Origin of the sequence: Tissierella sp. P1 (genome assembly GCF_002266425.1) — a bacterium.
Taxonomy (GTDB): Bacteria; Bacillota; Clostridia; order Tissierellales; family Tissierellaceae; genus Tissierella; species Tissierella carlieri.
Genome location: NZ_NPMN01000078.1, coordinates 1 through 1,675 on the forward strand (window position 1 = coordinate 1; position 1,675 = coordinate 1,675).

Annotated in this window: 2 protein-coding genes; both read left to right on the forward strand. The window is 30.8% G+C overall.

Going from position 1 to position 1,675, the window contains the following annotated elements; all coding sequences use genetic code 11:
* The coding region (locus tag CIW83_RS22465; protein WP_201260099.1) for a hypothetical protein at positions 1 to 420 on the forward strand (420 nt) is incomplete at its 5' end.
* A 210-nt stretch (positions 421 to 630) separates the two neighbouring features.
* The coding region (locus tag CIW83_RS21780) for a methyl-accepting chemotaxis protein (protein WP_143598622.1) at positions 631 to 1,675 on the forward strand (1,045 nt) is incomplete at its 3' end.

A 1,675-nucleotide genomic window follows, 5' to 3' on the forward strand; every position in this document is an offset into this window, starting at 1 on the left:
GATGCATATGTAGCAGATATTCAAAAGGTAGTTGGAGAAGTAGGGTCTGCATTTACACATTTATCTATCAATGCTCAAGATATATTAGATTTTGTGGGTGAGAATGTAAGAAAGGACTATGATTTATTAATAGATACTGGAGTCAATTATGAGAAAGATGCAGTATTTGTAAATAACTTATCTCAAGAAACAGCAGCAATGGCTGAAGAGTTAAATGCATCAATTGAAGAGATATCATCAGTAATACAAAATGTAGCGGGTAGTATGAATAGTGCTTCTGCTAATTCTGATGAAGTAATGATGGGAATGAAAGAAACAGTAACAGCATTAGAGCAAATAGCAGCTGCTGCGGATCATCAGGCTGCAACCGCAGAGCAACTAAATGCTTTGATACACTTGTTTAAGATTAAAGAAGACTAGCAAATTCGCTAGTCTTTCTTATTTAGCTAGTTTACTATTTACTTCCTTTTGTCTACTGAACTTCAAGGTTTTACAAGGATTACAGAACAAATACTTAAATCGACACTATTTTCCAAACATTGACAAAAGACCTATTGAAATACAAAACTCATATGAGTATTATATATATGATACATAAATATTAAATTAACAATATAATGGAGGGGTAAAATGAAATGGATAAGAAATAGCTCCATAAGGGTAAAGTTAATTATAGGCTTTACAATTATTAACACATTATTAGTTAGTATAGGGATATTAGGAACTCTAGCTGTGAACTCAATAGGTAATAATGCATTTTTGATGTATACTGATTATTTACAAAGTATTGATGAATTACATCAAATTAGAGCTAATATGCTACATCAAGAAATAGTTCTTCAGCATTTAAAACAAGCAAGAAATAGCAGTGCAATAGAAGATTTATTAAAAAATATAACGGATTTAAGAGATAATAATGAAATAATAATGGATAAATATGAATCTAGAGAAATGTTAGCTGAAGAAGTAGAGATATGGGATAATTATAAGCAAAAAACTGAAAAATATAGAGATGAACTTGACAAATCTTTAGATGTAGTTAAAAGCAGCAGTGGAATGTCTGCAGCAAAAGCAATTGATAATCTAGAGATATATAGTACTTTGGTATTCGATGAAATTAATGCTTTAATAGCATATAATCAGAATTTGGCAGAAGTCCAAGATCAAAGTAATAGCAATATAGCTAATTTCACGAAAATATTTATGATAATCATAGTTACAATAGGATTTACAATAGCTTTTTCATTAGCATTTTTCTTGTGTAGATATATAACATCTTCAACAAGAAAGGGCCTAGGTTTTGCTGAGGCACTAGGTAATGGGGACTTAAGATTTGAGATAGAAGAGCCTAAGTCTAATGATGAACTAGGTAGACTTATCAAAGCTTTAAAATTAGCTCAAGAAAAGATAAAATCTACAATAATAAAAATATCATCAGAATCTCAAGATGTATCAGCTTCTTCTGAAGAACTTTCAGCCACAATTGAGGAAATTAGTTCAACATTTGAAACAATATCAAATAACACTTTAAATATAGTAAATGATATTCAAGAGATAAATGCTGCCACAGAGGAATTGACAGTTACAATACAGGAAGTAAACTCTGGAGTGACCCAGCTTGCATCTAGTTCATCAGATGGAAATGCAGAATCAGCAAAAATTAAGGAAAGAGCGG